At 73.3% G+C, this 25,055-nt stretch carries 15 protein-coding genes and 4 pseudogenes; 5 read left to right on the forward strand and 14 right to left on the reverse strand.

The window, feature by feature from the left end; genetic code table 11:
- From SSOG_RS35440 to SSOG_RS35450, 3 genes are all read right to left on the reverse strand, one after another.
- Positions 1-1,764, reverse strand: a complete 1,764-nt coding sequence (locus SSOG_RS35440) for a beta-galactosidase (RefSeq protein WP_009719082.1) — start codon at positions 1,762-1,764, stop codon at positions 1-3.
- Positions 1,739-3,022: an MFS transporter gene (locus tag SSOG_RS35445; protein WP_245606442.1), complete on the reverse strand. Its 1,284-nt coding sequence runs from the start codon at positions 3,020-3,022 to the stop codon at positions 1,739-1,741. Before SSOG_RS35445 ends, SSOG_RS35440 begins: the two co-directional genes overlap by 26 nt.
- A 64-nt stretch (positions 3,023-3,086) precedes the next feature.
- Entirely contained in the window at positions 3,087-3,851 is a 765-nt protein-coding gene (locus SSOG_RS35450; RefSeq protein WP_009719084.1) for a class I SAM-dependent methyltransferase, read from the reverse strand.
- Positions 3,852-3,951: 100 nt separating this feature from the next.
- On the opposite strand from SSOG_RS35450, the gene SSOG_RS35455 reads away from it, so the two are divergent.
- Positions 3,952-5,082: a methyltransferase domain-containing protein gene (locus SSOG_RS35455; protein WP_106516505.1), complete on the forward strand. Its 1,131-nt coding sequence runs from the start codon at positions 3,952-3,954 to the stop codon at positions 5,080-5,082.
- Positions 5,083-5,091: 9 nt separating this feature from the next.
- Here SSOG_RS35455 and SSOG_RS35460 read toward each other — a convergent pair whose 3' ends face one another.
- Positions 5,092-6,027: a GNAT family N-acetyltransferase gene (locus SSOG_RS35460; protein ID WP_039939434.1), complete on the reverse strand. Its 936-nt coding sequence runs from the start codon at positions 6,025-6,027 to the stop codon at positions 5,092-5,094.
- A gap of 119 nt (positions 6,028-6,146) precedes the next feature.
- Here SSOG_RS35460 and SSOG_RS35465 point away from each other — a divergent pair, with 119 nt between their 5' ends.
- A complete protein-coding gene (locus tag SSOG_RS35465) occupies positions 6,147-6,521 on the forward strand; it encodes a GntR family transcriptional regulator (RefSeq protein WP_009719087.1) in 375 nt (124 codons plus the stop codon).
- Positions 6,522-6,542: 21 nt separating this feature from the next.
- Positions 6,543-7,322 (forward strand): dimethylargininase, encoded by a 780-nt coding sequence (gene ddaH, locus SSOG_RS35470; RefSeq protein WP_009719088.1) that lies wholly within the window; start codon positions 6,543-6,545, stop codon positions 7,320-7,322.
- An 8-nt stretch (positions 7,323-7,330) separates the two neighbouring features.
- Here the strand turns inward: ddaH and SSOG_RS35475 are convergent.
- Positions 7,331-8,436, reverse strand: a pseudogene (locus SSOG_RS35475) (DUF5925 domain-containing protein).
- A gap of 213 nt (positions 8,437-8,649) precedes the next feature.
- On the opposite strand from SSOG_RS35475, the gene SSOG_RS35480 reads away from it, so the two are divergent.
- Positions 8,650-10,047 carry a glycoside hydrolase family protein gene (locus SSOG_RS35480; RefSeq protein ID WP_039939435.1) on the forward strand — a complete coding sequence of 466 codons (1,398 nt, stop codon included), beginning with the start codon at positions 8,650-8,652 and terminating at the stop codon, positions 10,045-10,047.
- 19 nt (positions 10,048-10,066) lie between these two features.
- Here SSOG_RS35480 and SSOG_RS35485 read toward each other — a convergent pair.
- The 6 genes and pseudogenes from SSOG_RS35485 to SSOG_RS35510 form a co-directional block, all read right to left on the reverse strand.
- Positions 10,067-13,758, reverse strand: a pseudogene (locus SSOG_RS35485) (lipopolysaccharide biosynthesis protein).
- Positions 13,759-13,762: 4 nt separating this feature from the next.
- A pseudogene (locus SSOG_RS35490) lies at positions 13,763-14,525 on the reverse strand (polysaccharide deacetylase family protein).
- Positions 14,526-14,548: 23 nt separating this feature from the next.
- A pseudogene (locus SSOG_RS35495) lies at positions 14,549-15,587 on the reverse strand (glycosyltransferase family 2 protein).
- A gap of 32 nt (positions 15,588-15,619) precedes the next feature.
- A complete protein-coding gene (locus tag SSOG_RS35500; protein WP_009719093.1) occupies positions 15,620-16,432 on the reverse strand; it encodes a glycosyltransferase family 2 protein in 813 nt (270 codons plus the stop codon).
- A gap of 382 nt (positions 16,433-16,814) precedes the next feature.
- Entirely contained in the window at positions 16,815-17,927 is a 1,113-nt protein-coding gene (locus SSOG_RS35505) for a GNAT family N-acetyltransferase (RefSeq protein WP_039939436.1), read from the reverse strand.
- 3 nt (positions 17,928-17,930) lie between these two features.
- Complete coding sequence (locus SSOG_RS35510; RefSeq protein WP_039939437.1) at positions 17,931-18,344, reverse strand: hypothetical protein; 414 nt, start codon at positions 18,342-18,344, stop codon at positions 17,931-17,933.
- A gap of 370 nt (positions 18,345-18,714) precedes the next feature.
- Here SSOG_RS35510 and SSOG_RS35515 point away from each other — a divergent pair, with 370 nt between their 5' ends.
- Complete coding sequence (locus SSOG_RS35515; protein ID WP_009719096.1) at positions 18,715-19,521, forward strand: SGNH/GDSL hydrolase family protein; 807 nt, start codon at positions 18,715-18,717, stop codon at positions 19,519-19,521.
- Here the strand turns inward: SSOG_RS35515 and SSOG_RS35520 are convergent.
- The 3 genes from SSOG_RS35520 to SSOG_RS35535 form a co-directional block, all read right to left on the reverse strand.
- Complete coding sequence (locus tag SSOG_RS35520) at positions 19,505-21,127, reverse strand: serine/threonine-protein kinase (protein ID WP_039939440.1); 1,623 nt, start codon at positions 21,125-21,127, stop codon at positions 19,505-19,507. The two genes, SSOG_RS35515 and SSOG_RS35520, sit on opposite strands and share 17 nt — an antisense overlap.
- Positions 21,128-21,171: 44 nt before the next feature.
- Positions 21,172-22,674, reverse strand: coding sequence for a HoxN/HupN/NixA family nickel/cobalt transporter (locus tag SSOG_RS35525; protein ID WP_050800052.1), 1,503 nt, complete (start codon positions 22,672-22,674; stop codon positions 21,172-21,174).
- Positions 22,675-23,717: 1,043 nt separating this feature from the next.
- On the reverse strand, positions 23,718-25,055 hold a 1,338-nt coding region (locus SSOG_RS35535; protein WP_245606443.1), incomplete at its 5' end, for a tetratricopeptide repeat protein.

Below are 25,055 nucleotides of genomic sequence, written 5' to 3' on the forward strand. Positions count from 1 at the left end.
TCAGTCCCTCGCGGTCCAGCCCAGGTCCGGTGCGTCGACGAGGTGGGCCACCCGGGTCGTCGCCGACTGTAGCTCCAGCAGGGTCAGCTCGTTCTCGCCTGCCTTCAGCACCGGCCACGGCACATACAGCCGCCGCTGCGGGCCGCGCGCCCAGTAGCGGCCCAGGTTGAAGCCGTTGACCCAGGCCACGCCCTTGGTCCAGCCCGGCAGGGCGAGATACGCGTCGGCGGGGGTCTCCACGGTGAACGTGCCGCGGTGGAAGCCCGGGCCCGCGACGGGGGTGTCGGTGGTGCGGAAGGGGAGTTCGGGGAGCCGGTCCAGGGGGAGGCGGTGGCAGGTCCAGTCCTCCAGCGGCTCCCCGTCGAGGAAGACAGGACCGGTGATGCCTTTCGGGTCGCCGATGCGGACGCCGTAGTTGGCGCGGCCCATGTTCTCCACCAGGACGTCCAGCCGGGCGCCGTATTCGGGGCTGCGCACATGGATGCTGTCCTCGTGGCGCTCGCGTTCGATGACCCCGGCCGGGGCGCCGTTCACGAAGACCTGCGCCCGGTCGCCGACCCCGCCCGTGAAGTGCAGCACGTGGTCGCCGATGGCGGGCAGCTCGGTGCCGTAGAGGACGAAGCCGTAGGACTGGCCGAGCGCCTCCATGGTGGGCGGGTCGGTGAAGTGTTCCGCCGGGGCCAGGAATTCGGCGCTGACCAGGGCGTTCGCCGAGGCGGTCAGACGGACCTCGGTCGGCGGCAGCTTCGGCGACGGCTCCGGAATGGGCTCGTCCGGTACGTCCGTGTGGCGGGCGAGGACCTCGCGGAACGCCGCGTACTTGGGGCCCGGGTCGCCGCATTCGGTGAGCACCGCGTCGTAGTCGTACGAGGTTACGGTGGGCGCATAGGCGTGATCGTGGTTCGCGCCGCTGGTGAAGGCGAAGTTGGTGCCCCCGTGGAACATGTAAAGGTTCACCGACGCCCCCGCCGACAGCAGCGCGTCCAGATCGGCGGCCGCGTCGTCCGCCGCCCGCACATGGTGCGGCTCGCCCCAGTGGTCGAACCAGCCGATCCAGAACTCCGCGCACATCAGCGGCCCGCTCTCCTGATGGGCGCGCAGCACCTCCAGCGCGTCGCCGACCCGGCTGCCGAACGTGCCGGTGGAGAGCACCCCGGGCAGGCTTCCGGCCGCCAGCATGGCCTTGTCCGCCTGGTCGCAGGTGAACAGCAGCTCCTCGACGCCGCGCTTGCGCAGGGCGTCGGCCAGATGGGCGAGGTAGGCGGTGTCCTCGCCGTAGGCGCCGTACTCGTTCTCCACCTGGACCGCGATGACCGGGCCACCCGCCGCCGCCATGTACGGGGCGAGCGGCGGCAGCAGCAGATCGAGGTACGCGTCCACGGCGCCGGTGAACCGCGGATCGCTGCTGCGCTGCCGGACGTTCGGATCGGCGGTCAGCCAGGAGGGCAGCCCGCCGCCCTCCCACTCGGCGCAGATGTACGGGCCGGGGCGCAGCAGCACGGACAGCCCCTCGTCCCGGGCGAGCTCCAGGAAGCGGGGCAGGTCCAGCAGCCCGTCGAGGTCCAGCGGGCCGTCCGGGGTGGGCTGGTGCAGATTCCACGGGACGTACGTCTCGACCGTGTTGAGCCCCAGCAGCCGCGCCTTGCGCAGCCGGTCGGCCCACTGGTCGGGGTGGGTGCGGAAGTAGTGGAAGCCGCCGGAGAGGATCCGGAAGGGCTTGCCGTGGAGCAGGAAGCCGTCATGGGTGAGCGTCAGGGCGGGCATGGGCCGAAGTCCTTTCGACCGCACGGGCGGCAGCGGGTGCGGTGGGGAGGGTGTGCGTAGGGGATACGGACGAGGACGTGGCGCGGATCAGCCAGACGGTGGTGATCAGGCAGACGGCCGAGACGGCGCCCAGGACGAGCGGTACGGCACGGATGCCCGACAGCTCGATCGCCTTGCCGAGCACGGGCCCCGCGGCCACCCCGCCGATCATCGACGCGGCGATCACCAGCGCCCCGGCCCGGCGGGCGCGCGGCGCGGCCCTGCCCAGCCAGGGCAGACCGGTCGGGAAGATCGGGGCGATGAACAGGCCGACGCCCGCGTACGCGTACGGGGCCAGGGCCGGGATCGCGGCGAGCAGCAGGCAGACGGTCATGCCCGCGCAGCTGACCGCGATGATCGCCGGGGCGGACCAGCGCAGCGCGAGCGGGGCGACCAGGAAGCGGCCGACGGTCATCATCAGCCAGTACACGGAGGTCGCGGACGCGGCGGCGGTCGCGCCGTACCCGGCGGTCTCCAGATGCGTGGGCTCCCAGCCCCCGACCCCGGCCTCGACGCCGACATGGAGGACGTAGAGCAGCACGAACGCACCCAGGACGGTGACGAGACTGCGGGTCCGCACCCCGGCGGTGGTCTCCGGCTCGGCGCCGCCGCGCGGCGGCGCCTCGTCCCGTACCCCGGTCAGACACAGCACCAGCGGCAGCGTGAGCGCGGCGAACCCCAGGAACACCACGGTGTAGTGCTCCGCCCCGACCAGGCCGATGAGGGCCGGGCCGAGGATCGCGCCGATGCCGAAGTGGGCGTTGAGGATGTTGAGCATGGCGGCGCTGCGCCGCCCGAAGCCGACCGCGAACATCTGGTTGAGCCCGTAGTCGATGCCGCCGAAGCCGAGCCCCGCGAGCAGCGCAAGCCCCAGGGCGAGCGGCCAGCCGGGGGCGAGGGCGAACCCGGCCGCGCCGCCCGCCATGAGCAGATACGAACAGCCGAGCAGCGCCCGGTTGCCGATCCGGCCGAAGAGCCGGTCGAAGCCGAGGACGCCCGCGACGCCGCCGACGAAGTGCGCGCTCAGCGCCAGCCCGGCGGCCGAGGGCGACAGCCCGTGGGCGTCGCGGAAGGCCGGGATCGACGGGCCGTAGAGGGCCTGGAGCGCGCCGATGAGGATGAACCCGACGCAGGACGCGACCACCGCGGCGCGGCTGAACAGGGGTGGTTGTGAGGAGGGATCGGGAGTCTGGCCTACGTGCTCGTCCACGGTGTCCACGACGCGAGTGTTACCGCTAACATTTCTCCCGTCAAGACACCTGCCGTCGAGCCTTTGGGCTCCGTTATTCCGGGCCCCACCCCACGACGAGATCCACGACGTACGGCTCCGTGAGCACGCCGTCCGGGAACAGCGCGAGCAGCTCCGCCCGCTCCGCGTCCAGCACCGCCGCGGCCTCCCCGGCGTCCATCACCGCCACATAGGAGTGGCTGCCGATCGAGCGCAGCTTGTCCTCGACGGTGATGGTCCGCGACCAGCGCACCCTGCGGTCCGTCGTCCGCACCCCGAACGGCGCGAGCCGCCCCGCCACGGTGCTCGGGAAACCCGGCGGCCGGTAGGCCGGGCAGCGCTCGGCGAGCCGCTCCTCCTGCCGCGTCACCCAGGGGACGTCGAGGTCCGGCAGGTTCCACCACATCGCCAGCGCCCCGCCGGGGCGCAGCACCCGCAGCGCCTCGGGGACGGAGCGCCGCGGATCGGTCCAGTGCCAGGACTGGGCGTACGCGATGAGGTCCGCGGCCCCGTCGCGGAAGGGCAGGGCGTCGGCGTCGCCCCGCACGAGCCGGACGTCCGGGGCGAAGGCGCGCAGCTGCGCCGCCATGCCCGCGCCCGGTTCCACGGCGGTGACACACGCGCCGCGGTCGGACAGCAGCCGCGTGGCGATGCCCGTGCCCGCCCCCACGTCGAGCACCTCCGCCCCGGCCAGCGCCTTGCCCGTGACCTCCTCCACCGCATCGAACAGCGCGGGCGGATACCCGGGCCGGGCGGCCGCGTACTGCGCGGCGACGGCGTTGAACGACGAGGCGAGGGCGGCGTGCGGCGGCGAGGACATGCCCTCATAATCGCCCGCGATCCGGGCGTTGTCAGCGGCTGTGGATAACCGCGTCGGACGGGAGCGGGCATTGTCAGTGGGGGGTGCGACGATGCGGCGCATGGGTGCTGAGGGATCGATGACCGGCTACGGGACCGCCGACTACTGGGACGCCGCCGCGGCCGGGTTCGACGACGAGCCGGATCACGGGATGCGCGATCCGGCCGTGCGGGAGGCATGGGCGGCCCGGTTGCGGCAGTGGCTGCCCGGGCGGCCCTGCGATGTGCTCGACCTCGGCTGCGGCACGGGCAGCCTGGCCCGCCTCGCGGCCGAGCAGGGCCACCGGGTGACGGGTGTCGACCGGTCGCCGCGGATGGCCGAGCGCGCCCGCGCCAAGCTCGTCGGGACGGACGCCACCGTGCTCGTCGGGGACGCGGCCGCACCGCCCGTCGAGGAGAGCGGCTTCGACGTCTTCCTGGCGCGCCATCTGCTGTGGCTGCTGCCCGGCCAGGAGGCCGTGCTGCGGCGCTGGGCGCGGCTGCTGCGCCCGGGCGGGGCGCTGGTGCTGGTCGAGGGGCGCTGGGGCGAGTCGGATCCGGTCGGGCTGACGGCCGGTGACCTGATGCGCATGGTCGAGCCGCTGGCGTCCCGTACGTACGTCGAACAGCTGGCGGCGGACGCGGCGCTGTGGGGGCGGCCGGTGTGCGACGAGCGCTATGTGCTGTGCGCGGACCTCGCCCCGCCCTGGCGGCATGCCGAGATCGTCGACGTCCATCTGCTGTTGCGGCGCGGCGGCGAGATCCTGCTCGCGCGCCGCGCGGGCACGGGGTACGCGGACGGGCTGCTGCACGCGCCGTCCGGCCATGTGGAGGACGGCGAGGACGTACGGACCGCGGTGCTCCGCGAGGCCGCCGAGGAGATCGGCGTCCGGCTCACCCCGGACGAGGTGCGGGTGGCGCTCGTCATGCAGCACAAGTCGCCCACGGGCTCGGCCCGTACGGGCTGGTTCTTCGAGGCGGAGCTGACGGACGGCACGGGGGAGCCGGTGAACCGGGAGCCGGACAAGTGCTCGGAGATCGGTTGGTTCGCGCTGGACGCCCTGCCGGAGGACATGGTGGCGTACTGCCGCGCGGGCGTGGAGGCGTACCGGGCGGGGGAGCGGTTCGCCGTGCACTGGCACGAGCCGGGGGACGGCATCGCGTTCGCCCCGGACGGCCCGGACCGGCTGGTGGTGCTGGAGGCGTCGGGGTGACCCGCCGCATCAGTGGCGCAGTTCGCGTACGTAACGCCGCTCCAGGGAGGCCACGGCGTAGCCGAGCCCCACGTTGATCGCCAGCATCGGGCCGTTCTCGCTGTCGTTGCCCGTGAACGCCTCGGCGCACCCCGCCGCGCGCGCCCGGTGCAGCGAATGGGTCTTGGCCAGCTTCGCCAGGCCCCGGCCGCGGTAGGCGCGCAGCGTGCCGGTCATGCCCGACCAGTAGCGGCCGCGGCCATCCGTATGGGCGAGGCTGAACGCCGCGACGCGGCCGTCCACGACGGCCAGCGAGGTCAGTTCGTGGTCCAGCGAGGGATGCTCCCAGGTCCGGGCCAGCCACTCGGCGTAGGGCATCCGGCCCTCCACCACATCGCCGGGCTCGTCCTCCATCACGTCGACGTCCGTCTCGTACAGCCGGCGCGGATCGTCGGCGAGGTCCGCCGCTGACCGCAGCGCCACGCCGTCCGGCAGGGCGTCCGCGTCCAGGGGCGGCAGGTCCGCCGTCGCGAGGTCCAGCCGCAGGATGCGGCACGACCGGCTGCGCCGGTAGCCGCGGCGCTCGGCGAACGCGGCGAAGGCGGGCTCGTCGACGGTCCACGCGAACACCTTGGCGGCGCCCAGCCCCGCCGCGTACTCCTCCGCCGCGGTCACCAGCGCCGAACCGGCGCCCCGGCCCCGCGCGTCGGCGCGCACCGAGGTGTTGGCGCAGGCCACGCCCGGCCCGTCGCCGTCCGCGCCCGGGAAGAGGCCCACGTCGCAGCAGCCCACCACCCGGCCGTCCGCCTCGGCGACCAGCAGCCGGTAGCGGCGGGCCTCCGGTGCGCTCGCCACCTCCCAGGCCACGGTCCGGGGTGTCGTCACCAGGTGGGGGAAGGCGGAGCGACGCGCCTCCGCGACGGCGGCCGCGTCGGCGGCCCGGAAATCGCGCACGGTCATGGTCATGGACGGGCAGATTACGGCCCGGTGCACCCGCCCCGCCTCCGATTTTCCGGCCGCGCCCCCAGCGGCACACAATGGGTGCGACAAAGCCCCCCACGCCGTACGCACCCCAGGAGCCCCACGTGGCCTTGCAGATCACCGTCGACCCGGACGCGGCGACCGCCCCCTTCGAGCAGATCCGCGCGCAGATCGCCGAGCAGGCCCGCTCCGGGCACCTCCCCGTGGGCTACAAGCTGCCCACCGTACGCGGCTTCGCCGAGGAGCTGGGCCTGGCGGCGAACACCGTCGCCAAGGCGTACCGCGCGCTGGAGTCGGACGGCGTGATCGAGACCCGCGGGCGCCACGGCACGTTCGTCGCGGCGGCCGGTGACGCGGCCGGGCGCCAGGCCGCCGAGGCGGCGCAGACGTACGCCCAGCGGGCCCGGCGGCTCGGCCTGGACCGCGCGGCGGCCCTCGCCGCCGTCGAGGACGCGCTGCGGGCGGCGTACGGTGAGTGACCCGAAAAGAAGGGGGAACCCATGACCACCAGCCGTATCGCCCTGGTCCGGCGGCCGAGCCCGCGGCTCGCGGACGGGCTCGTCACGCACATCGACCGCAAGCCGGTGGACGCCGCGCTCGCGCTGCGGCAGTGGGAGGCGTACGTCGCGGCCCTGGAGACGCACGGCTGGGAGACGGTGGAGGCCGATCCGGTCGACGCGTGCCCGGACGGGGTGTTCGTCGAGGACACGATGGTCGTCCACCGGAACGTCGCGCTGATCTCGCTTCCCGGCGCCGAGTCCCGCCGCCCCGAGACCGCGGCCGCCGAGGCGGCCGTGACGGCGCTCGGCTGTTCGGTCAACCGGGTGCGGGAGCCGGGGACGCTCGAGGGCGGCGATGTGCTGAAGATCGGCGACACGGTGTACGTGGGGCGCGGCGGCCGCACGAACGGTGAGGGGGTGCGGCAGGTGCGCGCCGCCTTCGAGCCGTTGGGCGCGCGGGTGGTGGCCGTGCCGGTCAGCAAGGTGCTGCACCTGAAGTCGGCGGTCACGGCGCTGCCGGACGGCACCGTGATCGGGTATCCGCCGCTGGTCGACGACCCGGCCGCCTTTCCGCGCTTCCTGCCGGTGCCCGAGGAGTCGGGGGCGCATGTGGTGCTGCTGGGCGGCGGCAGGCTGCTGATGGCGGCGAGTGCGCCGCGCAGCGCGGCGCTCTTCGCCGACCTCGGGTATACGCCGGTGCCGGTGGACATCGGCGAGTTCGAGAAGATGGAGGGCTGTGTGACCTGCCTGTCGGTGCGGCTGCGGGAGCTGTACGTCTAGGAGCCCTGTCAGAGATACAGTCCCGCGTCCGTCTCGCCCGGCTGGATGGGGACCGACGCGGGGCGGGTGCCGCGGCGGAGGGCGAACAGTTCCGCGAGCGTCGCGCCGTCCCGGCCGATGCCCTCCTCCGTGCCGAGCCAGTTGACCGCCTCCGTACGGTTCAGCTTGCCGACCTCGATACGGGCGAGGCAGCGGCCGGGGCGGACCACTGCCGGGTGCAGCCGCTCCAGGTCCTCGTTGGTGGTCACCCCGACCAGGACGTTGCGCCCCTGGCCCAGCAGACCGTCCGTCAGGTTGAGCAGCCGGGACAGCGCCTGGCCCGCGGTGTGCTTGGCCTCGCCGCGGATCAGCTCGTCGCAGTCCTCCAGGAGCAGCAGCCGCCAGCGGCCCTTGGCCGAGCCGTCGTCCTCGCCGATGGCGATGTCCATCAGATAGCCGACGTCGGTGAACAGCCGCTCCGGGTCCAGGACGCAGTCCACCTGGCACCAATCGCGCCCCAGGAGCGGGCAAGGGTGGCCCACCGGGAAGGTCTTGCCGGGTCCCGGGCGGGCCGGGCAGCAACAGGGAGGCGGCCCGCGATGTCGTCCCGGGGGTGACCTTCATCAGCCCGTCCATGGCGTCGGCGACCGGCGCGGTGTAGTTGTCGCGGATCTCCTCCCAGGTCCCGGGCCGCGATCTGGCGGGTGGTGCGGTGCGGGCCGCGGCGCGGCGAGACGTACCAGAAGCCCATCGACACGTTCTCCGGCTGGGGCTCGGGCTCGTCCTCGGCGCCGTCGACCGCCTGTCGCAGCACCGTTTCGGCAAGGTCGTCATCGACCGCGGTCACGGTCACGTCCGCGCCCCGGTTCCACCGGGACACCAGCAGGGTCCAGCCGTCGCCCTCGGCGAGCGTGGCGCTGCGGTCGTCGTCGCGGGCCGCGCGCAGCACGGTCGCGGCGGGCGGCAGCAGAGTGGCGCCCGACTTCACCCGGTCGACGGAGTGGCTGCGGGCATACGGCTGCTCTCCGGTCGCGAAGCGGCCGAGAAAGAGTGCGTCGACGACATCCGACGGCGAATCGCTGTCATCGACGTTCAGCCGGATCGGAAGGGACTGTTCGGCGGGTGTAGCGGGCAGGGTCTGCCTCCTGAGCGAGCGGTCCGGTGCGGCGGTCGGCGCACCCTGCCCCATGATCCAGCACGAGGGGCGTCGGCGCACCGGGGTTTACGGCCGTTTACCGAGCTGTTCCGAAGAAGCCCACCGGAATGGGGGTGTTCAGGGATACTCTTACCCTTTGTAGGACGTCAAGGACGGGAACGGGGCGGGGCGCGGGTGGGATCACGGGTAGGAATGCCGGTGGGCACGCGGGCGGGGTTACCGGGAGCGCGGCGGTGGCGGATCACCGCACTGCTCGCCATCGGCATGGGCACGCTGGCCCTGCTGCTGACCACGTGCACGAGCTGGCCGGGAGATGACGCGGGGCGGCCGGGAGCGTCGGCCTCGGCCCGTGAGCGGGCGGCCTCGGCCGGTCTCGGCTGGGGCTTCACCCACACCCAGTACAGCGCCGACCGCGGCACCGACAGCGGCAGGAAGGCCGCCGAGTCGCTGCTGTCGGACCGCCCGATGCCGCAGAACCAGCACATCATGGGGTGGGGCGCGGGCAACCCCGAGCCGTCCCCGGGCCGCTACGACTTCGCGGACCTGGACCGGCGCGTCGCCCTGATGCGCAAGACCGGCACCGAGCCCGTGCTCACCCTGTGCTGTGCGCCCGACTGGATGAAGGGCGGCACCCCGGGGGACACGGACTGGTCGCAGGAGTCCCTGGAGACCGCGCCGACCCCCGACCACTACAAGGATTTCGCGAAGCTCGCCGGGAAGGTCGCCGACCGCTACCCCGAGGTGCGCCACTTCATCGTCTGGAACGAGTTCAAGGGCTTCTACGACGACGGCAAGAACCGCTGGAACTACGAGGGCTACACCAAGCTCTACAACCTCGTCCACGAGGAGCTGAAGAAGCGGAACCCGAAGAACCTGGTCGGCGGTCCGTACGTCGTCGCCGACAGCGACCCGCCCGGCGCGGCGGGCGGCGACGACACGGTGTCCGGCCCCTGGGGCACGCTCGACCGGCGCTCCGTCGACGCGATCAGGTACTGGAACGAGCACAAGGCGGGCGCCGACTTCGTCGTGGTCGACGGCTCCAGCTACACCCGCGAGGGCGACCGGCTGATCCCGGACGCGTTCGGCGCCACGCGGAAGTTCGAGGACGTCACCCGCTGGCTCGACGAGACCACGAAGCTGCCGGTGTGGTGGGCCGAGTGGTACGTGGAACCGGCCGCCGACACCAGCAAGAAGACCACCCGCGGCCGCTGGAGCGAGGCGCACCGCGTCGCCGTGCAGGCCACCGCGCTGACCCGGCTGGCCCGCGGTGGCGCCGCGACCGCCTTCTACTGGAACCCGGAGACCACGGACTCCGACTGCCCCGGCTGTCTGTGGCGCCCCACCGAACTGGACGACGGCGGCAGCGCGCTGCCCATGATGGAGCTGCTGAGCCGCTTCGGCCGCGAGTTCCCGCCGGGCACCCGCTTCCGCTCGGTGGACATCGCCGCCGACGACCGGCCCAATGTGCAGGTCCTCGCCGACGACGACACGACGCTGGTGGTCAACACCCTGTCCCGGCCGATCAAGGCGAAGGTCGACGGGCGGTCGTTCGCCATGGACGCGTACGAGGTGCGCTGGCTCAAGCGGTAAGGGCACGTCGTCCGGCTCCTCACACCATCGTCAGGAACCGCTGCACCAGCGACCCCAGCACCACCAGCAGCAGCGGCAGTGCGAACCAGTACGACGCCTGGAGCCACCGCAGCCGCCGTACGCTCGGCCGCACCGCCACCCGCACCACCTCGCGCGCCGCGAGCAGCACCATCAGCACCACCGCCGCCAGCGCGCCGGTCACCGACCACGGCGTCCAGGTGATCTGCGGACCGGCCGGGCCCGGCTTCGGCTCCGGCACCGCCCCGCGCGGCGGCGACGCCAGCTCGTACAGCGACGCGTCGTCGTTCGACAGCACCCGGCGCAGTTCGGTGCGCTGGTCCAGGGAGCGCAGCAGCCGCTCCTGCCAGCGCGCCCCGTAACCGCCGTCCAGCTGGAGCGAGACGGACTGGCCGCGGCCCACCATCAGATACGAACGCGGCCCGGCGTCGCGCAGCGCCGTCACCAGCCCGCTCACCAGCACCGGGTCGCGCGGGGCGAGCGTCGGTTCGTACGCGACCCGCTCCATGTCCCGCGCGCCCCACGGCATCGCGGGGGTGACGTTGTTGACGGGGTCGTCGCTCATCCACAGCACCCGCACGGTCGGCTTGTCGTGCGCGTAGACGTACTCCATGGCGGCGACCTCGCCGGGCCGCACCCGCTCGAACGCCTCGTTGCCCCAGCGGGCGACCAGGAAGCCGGACATCAGCGTCAGCCCCGCCACCAGGGCCGCGAGCGGCGCCAGGCCCCGGCGGTCCGGCCGCACCCGCGGGAAGATCGCCAGCGCCCCGAGCACACAGGCGCCCGGCAGCGCGAACATGAAGACGCGCAGCGCCATTTCGCCGCCGTAACTCTGCATGCCGAAGCCCAGGAACGGTACGAAGGTCAGCACCAGCAGCGCCCGCTCGGTGAAGCCCGCCGCGCGCCGCCGCAGCACCCCCCAGCAGGCGCACGCCAGCACCCCGCCGGCCAGCGCCACCCGCACGTACAGCACCAGCTTGTGCACACTGCTGCCGCCCTCGATCCGGCCGGAGACGGACGACGACACATTGCCGCCGACCCCGCCGACCCCGCCGAACAGCTCGTCCCAGTGGCCCGACCAGTACGGCTCCGCCAGGAAGCCGATCCAGACGACCACCATCACCCCGCACAGCAGCGGCAGCCCGTACAGATCGGAACGCCGCACCAGGACCAGCGCCGTCACCACGCCGAGCATCACGAACGGCGTCAGCTGATGCGCCGCCACCGACGCCGCGAACAGCGCGATCAGCAGCCCGAGCAGCGCCGCGCGCTGACCGCGCGTCGCTTCCGCCACCTCCGCCTCACCGGGCCTGCGCTTACCGCCCAGCACCCGCGGTTCGCGGAACCACACCAGCAGCACGGCGACGAACACCAGATAGAAGAGGTACGTGAACCCCTGCGGCGAGAAGTAGTCCTGGCCCACCCAGCCGCTCAGGGCGAACAGCCACACCGCCGTCCACTTGGCCCGCCAGCTCGCCCGCAGCGCGCGCAGCAGCACCATCAGGGGGGCGAGGTAGAGCAGCTGGATGACCGTCGGCCACCAGCGCAGCAGCGCGGAGAAGTCCCGTACGCCGCACGCCTCGGCGAGGAACGCCGCCCCGGCGAAGAAGCCCGGCCAGCTCCAGCGCGCGTCGAGGTCGGGCACGGCGTCGCCGGTCCGGCCGATGTAGTCCAGGAACCCCAGGTGCTGCCACGCGGTCGGGAACCGCGGATGGGCCTCCAGCACGGCGGGCACGGCGTGCAGGGACACGACGGTGGCCAGCAGGGCGACGGTGAGCAGCGCACGGCGCTGCCGCCCGAGCGCGAGCGCACCGGCGAACACGGCGACCAGCAGCGCCGCCCCCAGCAGCGTCGGCTCGGGCAGTACGGAAACCAGCTCGAGCCCGCCCATCCGGTCCAGGTCGGCGGGCGTCCACGCCGAGCAGCGGCAGCCAGTAGAGGCCGAGACCGGCGGCCAGCATCGCTCCACAGGACGGGCGCGCCTTTCGTCGCCCGCGCCCTGCCCGCATCGCGCGGTGCCTGCGGCGCGGCGGGCGGGGCAGAAGCGGCGGGCGCGGCGGGTGCGGACGGTACGGATGCTGGGAGCGCTTCGGGCTGCGGGCCGTAACGCGCGTCGGGACGGCGCTCCGGGTGGTCGAAGTCCATGCGAACCCCCAGCACCAGCGTGTCCGCGTCCAGCGCCGATCGCAGCGCCCAGCGGGTGCCGTAGCGGGCGTCCTGCGCGCCACGGGGACGCCTGGCGCGACGGTCGCCGTCCACCGCCAGATCCGCCAGATCGCCGTCGGGCGCGGTGCCGCGCTCCAGCGGCGGGGGAGGGCCGGGCGGAGGCGGAATCCGCGCCGGATCCGAAGCGGCAGCGGAAGCCGGGGCCGCGGGCTGCGCCGTGACCACCCGGTACAGCTTCACCGACGCGATCGAGGCGATCACCGCCAGGCTGGAGATCTCCGCGACGCCCGCCCCCACCAGCCCCATCCGCGGCAGCAGCAGCAACGTCAGCCCCAGCACCAGCGCGCACAACAGCCCCTGGAGATACGCCAGCCCCGAGGTGCGGCTCTGCGCCCGCAGCACGGCGAAGTACACCTCGATGACCACCCGCAGCGCAGCGCCCACCGCGAACCAGCGCAGCAGCGGCGCGGCCGCGTCCGCGTAGCCCGCCCCGAACACGCCCAGGATCTGCGGGGCGAAGACGAACAGCCCGAGGCAGACCGGCAGCATGATGCGCGCCATCCGGCGCAGCGCCGCCCGGCAGTTCTCGGCGAGCCGGGCCGGATCGTGCGAGCCCTCCACAGTCAGCGACGCGCCCATGTTGATGGCGAGCAGATTGACCGTGCCGCCGATGGTGGTGGTGATGTAGAAGTACGCGTTGTCGGCGGCGCTGACCTGTGAGGCGACGATGACCGGCACCGCGTACACCACGGCCAGCGAGAACAGCGACCCGGTGTAGTCCCCGGCGAGGAAGCGGCCCATCTCCCGGTACGACGCGGGCCGCGCCCGGTCCTCCGTCCTCTTCACATGCCGCGGCACCAGACGCCGGAAGACCAGCCAGCCCAGCGGCAGCACGGACAGCGCGATGGAGACCACCCACGACACGAACACCCCGGCGGTCGGGATCGTGGCGGCGAGCGCGACGAGCAGCAGCAGCTTCGCGGCCAGGAACACCGTATTGCCCACCGGCACCCAGAACGCGCTGCGCAGCCCGGTGAGCACCCCGTCCTGGAGGGTCAGCAACGACCAGCCGACGACCGCCACGACGAAGCCGATGCCGTGCACCGGGCCGTGCAGAAAGCGGTACGACGGGCCCCAGAGGTTCAGCGTGAGCAGGAAGACCACGGCGGCGCACGCCACGACCACCGAACTGCCCGCGTAGGTGATGCCCACCAGCCGTCTCGTCGTCCGCCCGGCGACCGGGATGAACCGGGCCAGGGCGCCGGTCAGCGTCACCGCGGTGAGCCCCGCGAGGAGCTTCATCGCGGCGATGGCCGCCGAACCCTGGCCGACCGCGTCGTCCGCGTAATAGCGGGCAGCGGCCAGCCAGAAGCCGAGGCCGAGGACGGCCGAGATGCCCGTGTTGAGCATCAGCGCATAGGCGTTGCGGAACAGCTGACTGCCGCCGCCGGGGCCGGTCGGCGGCGGCTGCTCCGCGGCCGGCCGCGCCTCGGCGGCGGTCTCGGCCCGGGTGGTCGTGTCGGACACGGGCTCAGTGCACCTTCCCTAGAAGCTGACGTGATCTGCGGACGAGGGCATAGCCCTTGGTGAGCGCCCGGTCCCCGGCGAAGGCGCGGCCGACGGCCCGGCCGTGGACCAGCCGCTCGAACTCCTCGATGCGGGTCCTGCGACGCACCGTCACCCGCCGCAGCGCGTACGGCCCCTGGCGGCGGTCCGCCAGCGCGTTGCCCACCGCGAGCGACACTCCGAACCCGGCCTCCCGCACCACCTGCCGGACCCGGCGGTCGGAGTAGCCGTAGGGATAGGCGAACGACACCGGCGGACGGCCCAGCTCGGCCTCGAGGATGTCCCGGCAGCGCACCACCTCGAAGCGGAGCCGCTCGTCGCCGAGCTGGTCGAGCGGCGGATGGGTATGGCTGTGAACCGCCGATCTCCATCCCGGCCGCGGCGAGTTCACGCACCTGCCCCCAGTCGAGCATCACGTCGAGCGCGCCGTCCGTCTCGTACCGGCCGCGCAGCCACCCCGTCGAGGCGAACAGGGTGGCCGCGAAGCCGTGCCGGTCGAGGACGGGGAGGGCGTGGCGGTGCACGCCCTCGTAGCCGTCGTCGAAGGTGATCAGCACGGGGTTCGGCGGCAGTGCGTCGCCCCCGCGCCAGGCGTCGGCGAGCCGCGCGCAGGTCACCGGGGTGAAGCTGGACGCGCCGAGCAGCCCCATCTGCTCGGCGAACGCCCCCGGCGAGACGGACAGCGCGTGCGTCGCCCGCGCCGGGGTGTGGGCCACGGCGTGGTACATCAATATCGGCACCGGTCCTGTCGTCACGGGGAGCCTCCCGGGTCGGCGCCGGACGCCGAAGGGCCCGGCACCGCCGCAATGGTGAAGCGGGGCCCGGCGCCGCGGCGGGCCCGGGCGGTGCCGATCAGATAGCCGCCCGCCGCGGCCGACACACCGGCCACGATCGCGCCCGCGCGCCCGGCCCCGCCCGCCCGGCCGAGCAGGGCGTCCCGCAGCCCCCGGGCGACGCCCGCGGGCAGCACCCGGGTGGTGTAGCGGCGCTCGGTCGCCACCCCGGGTGGTGTAGCGGCGGCTCGGGTCGCCCAGCCCGGGCCCCCGGGCCCCCACACTGCGGGCGACCAGGGCCTTCGACAGCCCCTCGGCATACGCCCGGCTGCGGAAGTAGGCGAACCGCTCCCGCGCCGCCGGCACCTTGTGGTGGATCACCGCGCGGTCGTCGATCAGCAGCACCGCGTCCGGCCGGGCGCGCGCCAGCCGGATGCACAGCTCGGTCTCCTCGCAGCCCAGCGGCCGCTTGTCGGCGTCCCGCCCGATGCCGCTCGCGAACCCGCCCACCGCGTCGAACGCCTCCCTGCGGAACGAGGCGTTCCCGCCGAGCACGTTGCGCACCCGGACCCGGCCGGGCGGGAGCCCCCGGTACGTACACCCCACGACCCAGTCGAACTCCTCCGGGAACCAGGCCGGGCGGCGCCGGGACGCCCACACCGGTTCGGTGCGCCCGCCGACGGCCAGCACCAGCGGATCCGCGTACCCGTCGGCGAAGTGGCGCAGCCAGTCCCGCTCGGCGACCGCGTCGTCGTCGAGGAACGCGATCACCTCGCCGGTGGACGCGGCGATGCCGGTGTTACGGCCCGCGGACAGGCCGCGGGGGCCCGCGTTGGCGAGCACCCGCACCCCCTCACCGGCCCTGGCACCCTCGTAGTGGTCCCGGAGCCGCCGCAGCAGCGCCGGGTTGTGGTCCACCACGAGCAGCGTCTCCTCGGCGGGCCACGACTGGTCGCGCACCGAGGCCACCGCGGCGAGGATGTCGTCCCAGCGGTCCTCGGTGTAGGCGCAGATCACCACCGAGATCCGCGGCCGCGGTCGGACGAGGGTCAAGACACCTCCCCTCGGACCGCCGCGGGCGCCACGGCCGGGCGGCGGGGCCGCCGGACGCCGCGCTCGCGCAGGATCACCCTGAGCACCCGCAGCCCGTCGCGGACGGCCCGCAGATTGCTGGCGCCGTGGATGCGCTCGTACTCATGGCTGGGGATCTCCTGGACCCGCAGCCCGGCCTTGACCACCCGGATGTTCATCAGCGTCTCCACCTCGAACCCGGCGCAGTCCAGCGCGATCTCGTCCAGGCAGTGGCGCCAGAAGGCGTTGTAGCCGTAGCACAGGTCGGTGTAGCGGGCGCCGAACTTGCGGTTGACGATCGCGGTGAGCGCGCGGTTGCCGAGCTTGCGGATCGGCGTCATGTCGTCCGTGCCGCCGCCGTTGGCGAAGCGCGACCCCTTCGCGAAGTCGGCGCCCGACACCAGTGCGGACACATAGCTGACGATCTCGGACCCGTCGGCGGAGCCGTCCGCGTCCACCATCACCACGATCTCGCCGGTGCAGGCGGCGAATCCGGTGATGAGCGCGTTTCCCTTGCCCTTGCCGCGCTGCGGCACGACTTTCACGTCCGGCCAGAGTTCCCGGGCCACCCGGACCGTGTCGTCCGTGGAATTGCCGTCCACCAGGACGACTTCATGGATCCAGTCCGGAAGGGTTTTGAAGACGTACGGAAGATTCTCGGCCTCGTTCATCGCCGGAATCACGACGCTCACCGGCGGCGCGATCGCGAGATGCGAGGAGATGGGCCGGTATCGAGTCGATCCGGCGACCGGTGCGATTTCGGACGTGGCCGGTCGCACAAAAGACGTCATGACGATGGTTCCCTCTCGTCCGGTGGACCACCGTCCCCACGGCGGTCCTTTGGTGTATCCGGTTCGAAAGGGGGGTTCTCATCCGCCCATGACGGCATGGACTTTTCGCCACACCGTGCGGAACGGACGAGCTGGCTGTTACTGGCCTCGCGGCACGCGCCCCGGCCCGCCCCCAACAGCAGACAGGAAAACCGGACGCGGCACCCCCCTACCGCGCCCCGCGCGGAATCCATCGCGGCGCTCGAGCCCTCCCCTTGAGCCGCGTTGAATGATGGTCCGATGCGGGTTGAGTAACGACGGTATTCATGCTCGTAACTCTGATGAGCCTCTTGACCCTAGGGTAAGACGGCGGTGGCGGCACCTCCTTCTGAAATGTTGACCTTCATTTCTCTTCCCGATTCTTCCCGGCCGCTCGCAAACTCCCCATGCGTTTCAGCAGCCGGTCGGCCGGTCCGAAGAACTCCGGCCGGGAAAGCACCGTGTTGCGCAGCGCCCGCACCGGCGCACGCCGTGCCCGATGCCCCAGCGCCACCGGGTGGCGGCGCATCACCCACCCCTCCGACACGCTGAGATCACGTGTCTTCAGGGAGTCCTTGTATTCCTTCTCGCCGCGCCCGAGATCCAGATAGTCCACACCCTCGGCGGCGGCTCCCTCCGCCATCCGCAGATGCAGCACCAGACCGGGCGAGAACTTGGCGAAGTCCGTGTCGTACGCCGGGAACCAGCACGCCATGACGCGCTCCGAACGCAGCCCGAAGTGCGCGGCGACCGGCCGGCCGCCCGCGTACAGCACGGACAGCACGCCCGCGAACGATTCACTCCGGGAGTGGAACAGCTGCCGCACCAGCCGGATGATCCATGGATGGGCGAAGCGGTCGCTCCGCCCGGTCCTGCGGTACTGCGCGGACTTCCATCCCATCAGCGTGCGCAGCACGGCCGGATCGCGCTCGTCATGGACGTAGGACACCTCGCCGATGTCCCGGCCCAGCTTGCGCTCCTTGGCCAGCGTCGTCCGTGTGAACTTCGGCGAGCGGGCGCGTAGTTGGGCGAGATACGCCTCGTAGCCCTGGTCCACGTCGATCACGGGGGAGTCGTACGTCCCCCGCGCCGCCACCTCGAACGGCTTCTGGCCCTCCACCAGATGGTCGAACTCCCACACCGCCAGCCCGCACGCCTGTAACAGCTCGCGCGCGTCCCACTGGAACCCCGGGCGGTGCACCAGCCCCTGCGCGTCCGACAGACCGAGGCCGATCGCCCGGCCCACCCCGAACCGGTTCCGCTGGAACGGGAAGAAGGCCACCGGCTCACCCTCCTCGCGCACCACCGCGATCCGCACCCCGCCCCGGCAGCGGCCGAGCGCGAGAGCGAACTCGGGGGACAGAAAGGGATTCGCCAGCTGCGGCGCGCCCAGCAGGGGCGCCTGGGCCTGCATGGCCGTCCAGACGGCCCGGTCCGCGGCGGTCAGCTCGCCCGGCCGGTACACACGGATATCCACCTGTCAGCGACCCCCGCCGCTTTTCTGAGGCTCGGTGAGCCGCCGACCGGGGCGCCGGGCCTGGGCGAGGAGCGCGGGGGTCAGCATCAGCAGGCTCAGCAGGCCCACCGCGGCCACTCCGCCGCGCACCGACCAGATGTGCAGCGCGAGCATGCTCTGCGCCACCAGCAGGTCGAGGGCGAGCGCGCCCGCCACCCCCAGCACGATGCGGGCCGCCGCGTCGAGCCCGCGCAGGGCGCTGCCCAGCGCCGCGGCGGGCGCCGCCACGAGGAAGAACAGGGTGAACGGCGCGCGCAGCGGCGAGTCGAAGTCCGCCAGCGTGAGCGCGGCGCCGATGGCCGCGATACCGACGGCCGCCCCCGCGGCCACCGGCAACAGTTCGGCGCGTGCCGATCTCTTGTCAGTGTTGGTCTGCATTGGCGACTTTGCCCCCCGAAGCGCCGGATGCCGGGCTTCAATGTCGCGCAGCGCGCCAAGGCCCGTCAAGACGGGAAAAGCGCGCGAAGACGTCATGCGAGAGCGCGAGGTCGAGCGCCCACCAAGGGTTTTGCGCACCCCGCGCGCCAGGCGCGCGCCGGGGATTGCGTGCAGGATTCACCCTTTTGAGTGATCGAAAGATTTTGGACAGCTACACGCATAGATCATGATTTTGGGCGGCATGACATAGCCATGTCACGGCGCCGATATATGCACGGTGGCGTGATTGACGGTTTCGAACGCGGTTGCCCCGCTATGGGGTGATTGCGCCTCACATCGGCACAGGAGTGATCCTGCTAGGGAGATTCGAATGAAACTGTCCAGACTCACGGCGACCTTAGGCGCGTTCGTCGTCGGCGCCGTCCTCGCCCTCACCGGGGCCGGGGCCGCCCACGCCACCGGGCAGAGCGCCGGCCCCGCCTATGTGGCGCTCGGTGACTCGTACTCATCCGGCGTCGGCGCGGGCAGCTACGACAGCGCCAGCGGTGCCTGCAAGCGCAGCACCAAGGCGTACCCCGCGCTCTGGGCCGCCGCCCACTCCCCCTCCAGCTTCGCCTTCACCGCCTGCTCGGGCGCCAAGACCGGTGACGTGCTCAGCGGTCAGCTCGGACCGCTCAACTCCGCCACCGGCCTCGTCAGCATCAGCATCGGCGGCAACGACGCCGGGTTCGCCAGCGTCATGACCACCTGTGCGCTGTCGGGCGAGAGCGGCTGCCTCAACGCCGTGGCCAACGCCCGTACGTACGCCGAGAACACCCTGCCCGGCAAGCTCGACCAGGTGTACGACGCCATCAGCGCCAAGGCCCCGTCCGCCCAGGTCGTCGTTCTCGGCTACCCGCGCTTCTACAAGCTGAACGGCTCCTGCTTCCTGGGCCTCAGCGAGGCATCGCGCGCCGCCATCAACAACGCCGCCGACCTCCTCAACTCCGTGACCGCCAAGCGCGCCGCCGACCACGGCTTCGCCTTCGGCGACGTCACCCCGACCTTCACCGGCCACGAGATCTGCTCCGGCAGCGCCTGGCTGAACAGCGTCACCTTCCCCATCGAGGAGTCCTACCACCCGACGGCCGCCGGTCAGTCCGGTGGCTACCTCCCCGTGTTCACCGCTGCTGCCTGAACGGGTCCGTTCCCCGAGGTGCCCACGTAGAGGAGGAGGCCCCGTCCGTCGGGGCCTCCTCGCACGTCGTGGCGAAGTCGACGCGCGAGGACGTGACGGACGCGGCGCCCTTCGGGCCCTTCGCCTCCACGGCGATCCAGTCCTTGTGGCGGGCCCCCGCCTGATACGACAGCTCGGTGTGGCGCACCGTCCGCGCCGTGCCGCCCTCGCCGAAGTGGGCCGACTTCCAGCCGCCGTCCGACACCCGGCCGCTGCCGGTGATCCAGCGGTACCGGACCGTCGCGGGGGCGTGGTTCACGGAGAGGGCCGCCGTGAAGGACGGCGCCTCGCCGGACGGGGGCGGGCAGGCACCCTCGTAGTCGTCGCGCTCGGCCTTGATGACGACGGTGATGGTGAGGGCGGGGGAGGTGGTCGCGGGGTGGCTGTTGTTGCCCTCGGTGTCCTTGGTGGTGTCCTTGGCGGTGTCCGTACGGTGGGTGCCGGTGGCGGTCGTCATGCCGCCGGTGCCTCCGCTGTTGTTGTCGTCCTGGCCGCCCTCGTTCAGCAGTGCCCAGGTCAGCCCGCACAGCGCCAGTACACCGAGCACCATCCCGGCCGCGATCGCGGCCACCGCCCGGCGGGGATGCTCCGGCGGCTGATCGCCCGCGTGGGTGGGGGTGGCCGGATGGTTTCCGCTCGGTGGTGCGGGGGCCGTTGGCGTCGTCGGGAGCGTTGGGGTCGTCGGGGTCGCTGGGGCCGCGTCCGTGTGGCGCGGTACGCCGCCGGGTGTGCCGCCCGCGGCCACCAGCCGCAGCAGCCGCTCCGCCTCCGCCGCCGATGTCCGCTGCCGCGGATCCTTGTGCAGCAGCCCCTCCAGTACGGACCTCAGCGGCCCGGCCCAGCGGGGCGACGGTAACGACGCGTCCACCACGGCCCGCAGCGTCGACAGCGGTGTGTCCTGCCGGAACGGCGAGAAGCCCTCCACCGCCGCGTACAGCATCACGCCCAGCGACCACAGATCAGCCTCCGGGCCCGGCGGTTGGCCGAGCGCCCGTTCCGGGGCGAGGAACTCCGGCGAGCCGACCAGTTCCCCGGTCAGCGTCAGCGCCGCGTCACCCTCCACCACGGCGATCCCGAAGTCGGAGAGCACCACATGGCCGTCGTTCGCGATGAGTACGTTGCCGGGCTTGACGTCCCGGTGCAGGACGCCCACCGCGTGCGCGGCCCGCAGCGCCGCCAGCACCTCGGCGCCCACGAACGCCGCCCGCGCGGGCGGCACCGAACCCTCCGCCTCCAGCACGTCCGCGAAGGACAGCCCGCGCACCAGCTCCATGACGATCCACGGGCGGCCGTCCTCCACCGCCACGTCGTACACCGTGACCACATTGCGGTGCGAGACCCGCGCCGCCGCCCGGCCCTCGCGCTCCAGCCTGGCGTACAGCCGGTCGATGTCGCGGTCGCCGAGCCCGGCCGGGGCCCGCACCTCCTTGATGGCGACTTCGCGGCCCAGCGCCTCGTCGTACGCCCGCCACACCACGCCCATACCGCCGCGGCCCAGCTCGCCGAGGAGGCGGTAACGCCCCCCGGCCAGCCGCTCGTCCCGTGGGCCGAAACCCTCTTCGCTCATGGCCGAGCCCTCCCCCCAACCGAGCAATTCGGGCTGAATGTACCTCAACCGAGCGTTGTTGCCGCCCCCCTGAGCACCAATCCGCAGCCGAGCACGAGGACGACGGCGGCCGTCCCGAACGGCGACGCGCGGTGCAGCACGCCCAGGAGCTTGTGCCCCCGGCCCGCCCGTTCCCGGCGGGCCATGAGCCGCTCGGCGGCCTCCTGGCCCACGCGTACCGCCGTGAACCCGGCCGCCGTGAGGGTCAGCGCCAGCCCGAGCCCGTACGCGATCACCAGCACGACCCCGAACCACGCCTGCCCGAGCGCCGCGGCGCCGACCAGTACGACGACGGCGGAGGGGCTGGGGACCATGCCGCCCGCGAAGCCCATGAGGAGGGTGCCGCGGAGGGTGGGGCGGATTTCGTGGGTGTGGGTGTGGCCGTCTCCGTGGTCGTGGGTGTGCGTGTGCCCGTGCGTGTGCCCGTGGTCGTGGCTGTGCCCATGCTCATGATCATGGTGATGATGGTCGTGCTGGTGTGCCTTCACATGGCGGTGTCTGCGGACCGCCTTGCGCAGCAGTCCCGCGCCCGCCAGCGCGACCAGCACCCCGCTCGCGATGCCCAGCCAGGAGATCACCGAGGGCGCGGCCGCCGAACCCGCCGTGACCAGCAGGCCCAGGGCGAACACCCCCATCGTGTGGGTGACCGTCACCGACGCGCCCAGCGTCAGCACATCGCGCAGCGCGCTGCGCCCGCCCGCCGCGGCGGCCGCCGCCATCATCGTCTTCCCGTGGCCCGGGGCGAGCGCGTGCATCGCGCCCAGCATGACCGCGATGCCGAAGGCGGTGAGCGCGAAGCCGAAGGTGATGTCGTGCCGCGCCACCATCGAGGTGAGCGCCTGCGTCCAGCGGTCCGCCCCGCGCGGCAGCACCGACGAACCCACCGCGTCGTCCCGGTCGGACGCCGGGGTGGCCGCGGCGAGCGCCGGACCGCCCGGCTTCACCCGGAGGGTGGCGGTGCGCTGGTCGAGCGGCGAGGAGAGCTGGCCCTTGGGGTAGCGGGTCAGCCGGTGGGAGACGGAACGGGTGGAGGCGGTCGAATCGGTGAGCGTCATCCGGTCGCCCTGGGCCGTCACTTCGCGCCAGCCGGGGCCGGTGCCGACGTCGTGGGGGCGGTAGCCGATGGTCGCCTTCTGCGCATGCGCCAGGCCCGCCGTCAGCCGGCAGTCCACGCGCAGCGTCGGCAGCCCGGCCTGACCGGGCCGGTTGCGGGCCGCGCTGCGCTGCACGCGGACGTCGGTCTTACGGCCGTCCACGGTCAGCCGGGCCTTCTCCGCGGCGGTCGCGCAACGGGCGTCGGCCCAGGTGTTCAGCTCGCTCCGGGAGAGCGCGTCGTCGCCGTTCTTGTCGATCTGCGCCTTCGCCTGCGCGGACGGGATCTCGGCCAGGTCCTCGACGTGGTCGACGCGGACGGCGTCCTGCGTGATGACGAGGCCGTCGTAGCGGTTGACGGTGAAGTTGCCGAGGGGGTGCGCCTCGGCGCTCCCGGCGGGCACCAGGACCGCCATCGCGGTCCCCAGGAGCACCCCGGCAGCGACGACCCAGCGCCGAACCCGCCGCCGAGCCGCCACGTCACGGGGATGCCCGGCCGCCGTGCCCCACCGTCGGGTGCGCTGCCTCGTGGGTGTGCCCGGGGTTTCGTAGGCGGCTGCGGGCCGGTGGGCGGGTTTGTTCCCCCACCCCGCCCCTTCCCGAACCCGGGGCTCCGCCCCGGACCCCGCCGCGGGCTCCGCCCAGCCCCGAGCCGAGCGCTCTGCCCCGGACCTGGCCGGGGGCTGCGCTGGGTGTTCCACCTTGGGCCCGGTCGTGGGCTGTGCCTTGGACTGCGTCTGGTGCTCCGCCGTGGGCTGCGCCGGGCACTCTGCCTCGGGTCCGGTTGTGGGCTGCGTCGTGGACTCGGCCGTGAGCTTCGCCTCGGGCCCGGCCGTGGGCTCCTCCCTGGCTTCAGCCGGGGGCGCCGCCCTGTACCCGGTCGCGGGCTGCGCCCCGGACTGCGCCGGGCGTCCCGCCTTGGACTCGGTTGTGGGCTGTGGCCTGGACTGCGTCTGGTGCTCCGTCGTGGGCTCGGCCGTGGGCTGGGCCGGGCGTTCCGCTTCGGCCCCCGCCGGGTGCCCCGTCCCGGGCCCCGGGTGCTGCGCCCCGGCCCAGGCTTGGGGCTGCGCCCTGGACTTCGCCGTGGGCTCGGCTATGGGCTTCGCCCAGACCCGAGCCGAGCGCTCTGCCCCAGCCCCGGCCGGGTGCTCCGCCCCGCCCCTGGCCGTGGGCTGCGCCGGGTGTTCCGCCGTGGCCGCAGTCGTGGGCTGCGCCCCGGATCCCGCCGTGGGCTCGGGCTTGGGCCCGGGCGGGGGCTGTGTGCCGGACCGCGGCGGGCGTTTCGCCTCGGGCCTGGTCGTGGGCTTCGCCCGGGACTCTGCCGTGGGCTCCGTCTCGGGGGTGGGGCGCGTTGCGGCGGGCTTGGGCGCCGTCCGGCCCGGCCAGGGGGCACCTCCCAGCGGTAGCTGGGGGAGCTTGAGGGCCGGGGGCTGGGGCTGAGCCCCGGTTCGGGGAACAGTCATCGTGCACCGCCCAGTTGCTTCAGGGCCGCCTTCGCGTCGCGCGCGCCCGTCGGGGAGAAGCCCGGGTTGAGGTCCAGGGCCTCGGCCAGGTGGTCGCGGGCGGCGTCCTCCTCGCCGAGGGACTTCTCGATCATGCCTCGGTGGTAGAGGAAGGCCGCGTTGCGGTAGCCCGGTTCGGCGGCGCGTTTGGCGGCGGTGAGGGCCTCGCGGTCCTTGCCGTTGCGGTGCAGGGCCCAGGCCAGGGCGTCGGCGGTGTGTACGGTCTGGCGTCGGTCCCATTCGGCGCGGGCCGCCTTCAGGGCCTCCTTGACGTCGCCGTGGTCGGCCGCGACGAGGGCGCTGTCGAGGTCGGTGGCCACGCCGTTCGCGCGGGCCAGGGTGATCCAGGTGTCGACCACCGCGTACTGCTGCTTCGCCTTCTCGGCGTCGCCACGCGCCTCGTACGCCTCGCCCAGGGCCGCCAGCTGGGCGGGCAGCGGGGAGCTGCGTACGACCTTCTCCAGGTCGCGTACGGCGGCCCCGAGGCGGTCCTCGGCGGCTGCCGTACGGCCGCGGTACTCCAGGGCCGGGAGGTAGCCGGGCGCGGCGCGCAGGGCGGTGTGGAAGGCGCTCCGCGCCGCGTCGTACCGGCCCTGGCCGAAGGCGAGTTGGCCGAGCGAGGTGGAGACGTAGGCGATGTCACTGGGCGAGGTCGCGGACTCCCGCGCGCGTTCCAGGACCTCGCGCGCCCCCTCCGGATCGCCGCGCAGCTCCTTGACGTAGGCGAGCCGGGTGAAGATGGGGATGCCGGGCCGCACCGAGTCGGCATGCTCGGCGGCGGCGGACGCGTCCTTGTAGCGGCCCAGCTCCACCAGAGCGTCGATCCGGACGGCCATCGCCGACTGGCTATAGGAGTTGATCTTCAGGGACTTGTCGGCGTCCCGCAGCGCGCTCGTGAAGTCGTGCCGGGCCGCGGCGAGGGAGGCGCGCCCGGCGAGCGCCTCGTCGTTGTCGCGCGGCTGGACGGCGAGCGAGCGGGCGAAGGTCTTCTCCGCCTGCGGATAGCGGGTCGGGTCGCCGGTGGTGCGGGCCTGTTCGATGTAGGCCGCGCCGAGCCCGGACCAGCCGGAGGCGTCCTTCGGCTGGGCGCGCAGATGTTTCTGGAGGGCGCTGATCCGTCCGGCGAGGCCGTCGGCCGAGACCTGCTGGAGCGACGCCGGAGCCCCGGCGGCGCGCAGCGACACCGGCCCGGCGGGCTGGTCGGCGGGCGCTCCACTGAGTACGGACGAGGCGGCGGTCAGACCCACCGCGAGGGTGCAGACGACGGCCGCCGTGCGGACCGTGCGGGGGAGGGG

It is taken from the genome of Streptomyces himastatinicus ATCC 53653 (genome assembly GCF_000158915.1).
Lineage (GTDB): Bacteria > Actinomycetota > Actinomycetes > Streptomycetales > Streptomycetaceae > Streptomyces > Streptomyces himastatinicus.